At 62.2% G+C, this 5,653-nt stretch carries 7 protein-coding genes; all 7 read right to left on the reverse strand.

What is annotated here, in order from left to right; all coding sequences use genetic code 11:
- Window positions 1-31: 31 nt before the first annotated feature.
- The 7 genes from CHB74_RS21175 to CHB74_RS21205 all read right to left on the reverse strand — a co-directional run bounded on the left by CHB74_RS21175 (window position 32) and on the right by CHB74_RS21205 (window position 5,498).
- Complete coding sequence (locus CHB74_RS21175; RefSeq protein ID WP_179220958.1) at window positions 32-478, reverse strand: AAA family ATPase; 447 nt, start codon at window positions 476-478, stop codon at window positions 32-34.
- Entirely contained in the window at window positions 471-1,388 is a 918-nt protein-coding gene (locus CHB74_RS21180) for a toprim domain-containing protein (protein ID WP_144033898.1), read from the reverse strand. Before CHB74_RS21180 ends, CHB74_RS21175 begins: the two co-directional genes overlap by 8 nt.
- A gap of 29 nt (window positions 1,389-1,417) precedes the next feature.
- A complete protein-coding gene (locus CHB74_RS21185; protein WP_089221448.1) occupies window positions 1,418-1,729 on the reverse strand; it encodes a hypothetical protein in 312 nt (103 codons plus the stop codon).
- A 184-nt stretch (window positions 1,730-1,913) separates the two neighbouring features.
- Window positions 1,914-2,102 (reverse strand): helix-turn-helix domain-containing protein, encoded by a 189-nt coding sequence (locus tag CHB74_RS22850; protein ID WP_089221449.1) that lies wholly within the window; start codon window positions 2,100-2,102, stop codon window positions 1,914-1,916.
- 90 nt (window positions 2,103-2,192) lie between these two features.
- Window positions 2,193-4,352 carry a hypothetical protein gene (locus tag CHB74_RS21195; protein WP_144033899.1) on the reverse strand — a complete coding sequence of 720 codons (2,160 nt, stop codon included), beginning with the start codon at window positions 4,350-4,352 and terminating at the stop codon, window positions 2,193-2,195.
- A gap of 178 nt (window positions 4,353-4,530) precedes the next feature.
- Window positions 4,531-4,818: a hypothetical protein gene (locus tag CHB74_RS21200; RefSeq protein WP_144033900.1), complete on the reverse strand. Its 288-nt coding sequence runs from the start codon at window positions 4,816-4,818 to the stop codon at window positions 4,531-4,533.
- A gap of 101 nt (window positions 4,819-4,919) precedes the next feature.
- The gene (locus CHB74_RS21205; protein ID WP_245843139.1) at window positions 4,920-5,498 is read right to left on the reverse strand and encodes a tyrosine-type recombinase/integrase; all 579 of its coding nucleotides are present in this window, start codon (window positions 5,496-5,498) and stop codon (window positions 4,920-4,922) included.
- Window positions 5,499-5,653 lie beyond the last annotated feature (155 nt).

The raw sequence follows: 5,653 nt of genomic DNA on the forward strand, positions 1-5,653 counted from the left end.
CTTGGCAGAAAGGCTTCAAGGTGGACGACTTTTACGCCGCCCGCAGCAGGGCTATCCCGCCGCTACCGTGGTCGAATATTGCTCCGCCGTTCTCAGGCACTATGCCGTGAAACATGCAGGCGGCGGACACTTGCCGGTCCAGCTCGTCCTGCGAATCCTCAAGGTTGTAGATCCATGCCGATTGCGGGCCGCGTGGAAGCGGCTTGCCAAGCAGCGGCTGGCCCGATGCCAGCGACAATGCCAGCGCGGTGCCGATCGTGCTCTTGCCGGTGCCACCGGGCGCAATGATCGCCGTAACCTCGCCCCTCAGCAGCCAATGGCCAAGCAGCCATTGCCGGGTCGGTAGCGAACGGGGATCGGGCCAGCGGTAGGGCGTGGCGCGAATGGCAGTGCCGGCAGGTGCGGCATCGGCGATGCGGCGGGCCACGGCATCCGGCGACAGGTCCGCAAAATCCATGGGGGTGGTCGCGTCACGCATCGGCATCCCTCCCGGCTTGAGCGATGCGGGCCGCGATCTCGGCCGGCGCAATGTCCGCAAAATCGGTTCCGGAGTCCGTTGAGCGAGTTTCCTGGCCGATGGGCAGCGGAGTGGTCAAAAGCGCCCCGATGGACTCAGCGGCGTTCTGAGCCGATTGCAGCCCGATATTCTCCGATAGGTGACGGTCATCGTCCGCCGCGACGATCAGCGTCCGGCCGGGGAACAGGTTGCGCATCGTGCGTGCGACGGTTCCGAGATTGCGCGCCGACATTGCCGCAACAACACCGTGCCCGGTGGCATGGTGAATTGCCGCCATCGTGGCGAAGCCTTCCCCGATCACCAACGCGCCAGCCGATGGCCTGCCATCGCGACAGAGCGCGCCGTGCGGCCAGAACAGGCCCTCCGTGCGCCCGCCCTTGAGAAACAGCTTTCGACCATCCGGATAGATGCGCTGCACGTTGCACAGCCGAAAGCCGGGATCGACCATCGGCACCAGCAGGACGTCGCCATGCTGCCGAATGCTGAACGGAGACAGACCCTTGCGCGCCAGATAGCCATGTGCGGGATCCGGCTTGCCGGCATCGCGCCACAGGTCGCGGGCAGTGCCAGCCGCCGCTTCCTGCTTGGCTTCCGTTTCCGCCTTGCGCCGGGCCTCGCTTTCACGAGCCTGAGCCACGATCGCGCGGCGTTCGGCTGGTGACAGCGAACGGGGATCGCTCCCCGCACGCCATACCGTCCGCACGCCCAGCCGGTAATGCCGGAACACCCCAGCGGGCACGCCATCGAGGTGCAGGCAGGCCCATCCGTTGCGCCGGCCGGGTTTGTCGCCATCGGCCCGGAAGCGGACGGGATCGCCGGAAGCGAGCTTATCGGCAATCGGCTCCACCGGGCGGATACCCGCCGCCGCCATGGCATCGAGAAATTCCGAAACGGGATCGGTCACAGTGCGGCCCTCCCTTTTTCGGTAAGGCGAAGCACCGCCGCGCCCTTGCCGGACGGATTGCGGCGACGTGCGCCGGTCGGTTCCACCATACCCATGGCCCGCAGTTCGGAGAAACGCGGTTGCAGGCTTTCGCGGGCGACCTCGGCAACGGCGACGGCTTCCAGCACCGTTGCCTCGCCCAACCTGTCCAGCGAGCGCATGGCGACGCGGCGAAGGTAGGAAGCGCATGGTTTGATGGCCTCCGCAGCGTCCTGACTGGTGCCGTCCCGGCCTTTCGCGCCGGGAATGTCGGGATAGCTATCAGCCATGGCTGTGTGCCCCGAAGGCCATCGCGGCGACCATCGCGGCCAGTTCCGGGCGAATGCCGTAGCTGCCGATCAAGTGTTGAGCGCGATAGGCGGAGAGGGTAAGGGATTCCGTGGAAGTGCCGACCAAGCTATTCCACAGAACCCGGCTGCCCCTAGCGGTCGGGTTTTGCTTTCGGGGCATGGCTCAAGCCTCCCCTGCGATCAGCGCGTGCAACGCTTCGGCCGGAATGATTGTCCTGCCACCGACGCGAACAGCGCGAAGGCGGCCAGCCGAAATGTGATTGTAGAGCGTCGTCCGGCCTAGGCTGGACGCCAGGCAGGCTTCCCGAATGCTGTAACCGATCTTCAGGGGACCGGATTTGGTGGACTCCATCGAAGCACCTCGTTCGTTGTTGAACGAGGCAAGAAAGCCGGGTTAAAAAATGCGCAGCAAAAGGCGCATGTGCGGAACGATGTGCGCCTTTTATCCGCCCTTCCCTGAAGGGCGCCCCGAGGGCTTCCAGCGTCCCCTAATTAGCTCGCGAACGGCTGTTGTTGCCACGTTTTCAAATCCCAGCTCGTGGCGCATTCGGCTGGCAATCGAACGGCCGCTCAAGCCGCGAGCTTTCAGTTCGTCGGCTTTAGCTAGGATCTGAGAATCGCTTGGCGGACGGCCCGCTTTTACGGAAGGAGCGCGATCAATTGCCTCAGAGGCCGTAACTTCAGTGCGCCACCTATCAAAGCCCATCCGCGACAACAGCACCGGACATCCTGCGCCCTGATTCTCAGGTGCCATTCCGCGATAGACAAGGTGCAAATTTTCCGGATTTACCCCGTTCCAATAGAAACGAGGCACAAGCAGCGGACTGTCATTTGTCGGCGCGACATATGCTGGCAAACTGCCGTCCCGAAGTGCGCCATGGAGCTTGCGACTGGCTTGCCGATATGCCTCCATGAACGGAGGGGGCGAGCCGTCGGCGCGAGGCCCGATAGGCGCGCCGTTGGGATCACGGAGAATCAGATTGCCTGCCGCATCTTGCCAAACGCCAATGTCGTAGGACGGTCTATCATGTGAGAGCCATGAAAATGCCTCCTCCATGCCCATGACGGGGCCAATGCCTGGCAGGGAAGCTGGCAGCGAAACGATCAATGCTTTGGCATCGTCGAACCTTGGCGGGAAGCTCCTGAGCAATTCGGCCCGGCAGACCTCCACGTCGCGCCAACCATCCTGAGGATCCTCAAAGGCCCTTTTGACGGCGCTCCGCTCCCAATAAAGGCCCGTGCCGCGCTTAAGGCCCCCTTGGAGGCTGTCAAAACACGCAAAGTCCCGCAGTTGCGTGTCCGAAAGATATTCAGTGTTGCCGCTTGCTGCGGAAAAATTGAAATAATTCTCGACGTATCGGCCACGAACACGGATGCGTCCGGCGCTAGCCTGCTCCGACAAGCTGGCCATTGCTTTCTGCAATGCCTCAAGCCAATCTGATCGACCAAACGGGCCAAAGCCGTATTCGTCCGACGTCGTAAATTCATCGTGGTTCATGGCAACGCTAAAGCCGACCCAAGTCAGCGCCTCGCCAAGTTCGACAAAAGGCGCGTCTCGCGGTTCGCGGTAGGTGGTGGGGTTGGGCATCTCGTCACGATCGAAGGCGGAAGGCAGGTTGGGCAGATCCCCAATTTCCGAGGCCTCAGGATTCGCCAGCCAGTCCGCAAATGCCGCGCGGCGAACAAAGCAGCCCCAATTCACATAGTCGTGAAGGCCGTGGTCGAGGAATGGGTCGACGTGCAGCCAGTTAAAATGAAATGCGCTCTCGGACGCCCTGGCATTCTCCCAAACCCAGCCGGGCAGTGGATGGGAGCGGCCATCTTTCACCAGATGCGCAGTCAAATCGCCCGACAGCAAGGCGCGGCGCATGGTAAGAGACGAGTGGGCAGTGCGCCGGTGCCGATGCGTTGCGTTGTCGCACTCAGCAGCGAACGGGTCGGCTGGGGGATCAATCCACGGTGCCGGTTCTTGCCCTGCCAGCCGCGTTCTCAGGATGCGATGCAAGAGGCGAGTTGCCTTCGATATTCGCAGCCATTGCCTTTCGTCTCCGTCATGGGAGCGTGACTGGAATTTACCATTTTCACGCGCGGGCTTTTTCGCGGCATCAATCCGTGCGGCGAATTTTGCCCAATCGGCACGTTTTACAAAAAGCGGCCTGCCATAGAGCCAGCCGCGATCGTTCGGAGGGCGATACACACCGGAAACAACCGTAGCATGGTCAGCTTCGACAATTGCATCGGGAGCTACCAAACGGTCCGGCTCTCCAATTGGCGCAACCCATATCGGCAACTCGCCGGAACGCATGCCGTCGGCAATGTGTTTGTCCGCATCCTCAATATTGGCTTGCCGCCTGAGCCAGTCTGCCCGCTGATCGTCCGGAACAGATTGCGCAAATTCCACCATGAGCGGGGGCAGGCTTGCCGGAGTTGGCCAGCTCACTGATCGCTCCGCTAGGTCAATCCTGCAATGGGATAGCTGATAGGAATCGGCGACGGCTGGCCCACGATGCTCGTCATCGTAGCGCGGCAGGTTTGCAGACGCCGAATTGTTGAATTGAATGGGCGCGGGGGTCACTACGCCCCGCTCGTCTTTTCGCGCCATCCCGCCTCCCAAGCGGCTCCCATGATGAAGCGGGGAAGCGCGTGGGATGCGCGCTTGTCGGCTGGCCAGCCTATCCCCATACATGTGATACCGTGCATTCTGACTGATAGGAAACGCCGGGAGCGATGAAGCCGGCACCTTCGGCAACCACGCCAACAAAAATCAGGGGATAGCTCAGTCAGGCCGGCCAGCCTTCCTTTTCAAACACGGCTCGATTGGGGTGTGATAGGCGGAACAGGTCGCCCCGCAATGCCTCCGCAGCTTTCAGGTTCTCGCGAGTCGCATCTGCTATAGCTGCGATGGCCTCTCCGCCATCTTCGACGCCTTGAGCGACGTAGTTTAGCGCAGACAACAAATCGCGAATCTTACGGAGAGGATCTTCCATATCGCATACCAGGCGAAAGGCGGTGTCATCCGGGAAGGGATTTGGGCGGGTGAGTTCCGCCTGTAGGGATATGTCAGCCATATTCTCGACTCCTTGCAGTCGGGTTGTGGTTAGGGCCGGCAGGGGAGCTACTACCTTCCCCGGCTGGCCCGCTTCCATCGGGCCGAACGCCCGGTGAATCTCTATCCGGCCTCAGCCTTGCGAATGGGCGTCACGTTGGCGCCAGCCGTCGGGATCGTGGCGCAATAGGTGGCCCAATCGTCCATGAGCCGTCGCCGCTTGTCGAACAGGTCGCCGCGCCGATAGGCCCGCTCCACCTTGTTCTCGATAGTGTGCGCCAAGGCCATTTCCGCGACCTCATGGGCATAGCCGGTGCATTCGGCGGACCAGTCGCGGAAGCCCGAGCGGAAGCCGTGCACGGTCACGTCAACTTTCATCCGGCGAAGCAGCATGGTCATGGCCATGCCGGACATTTGTCCACCCTTGATCGCCGGGAACAGCCATTCCTTGCGTAGATCCCGGGTGACTTTCAAAATCTCCACGGCGCGCGGTGACAGCGGCACGCGATGTTCCTTGCCCGCCTTCATGCGGCCGGCCGGGACGGTCCAGACTGCCTTGTCCAGATCGACCTCGGACCATTTTGCGCCGATTACTTCCCCGGTGCGGGCGGCAGTCAGGATCGTAAATTCCAGCGCCAGTGCCGCGACGGCTTCGCGCTTGTGCAACGCGCCGACAAAAGCGGGGATTGCCTCATAGGGCATCGCCTTGTGATGGTGGGCTGCCCGCGATGACTGGTCCGGTTGCATAGTTAGTTGAAGATCGCCTCCGATGCCAGCCTGGGCGGGAGGCGGAGCGCAGCGGAGCCGAGCGGCCAGGCTGGCATCTTGATCGTTTCCGGAGCCGGTGGGCGGTACCC

This window comes from Edaphosphingomonas laterariae, assembly GCF_900188165.1.
Lineage (GTDB): Bacteria > Pseudomonadota > Alphaproteobacteria > Sphingomonadales > Sphingomonadaceae > Sphingomonas_E > Sphingomonas_E laterariae.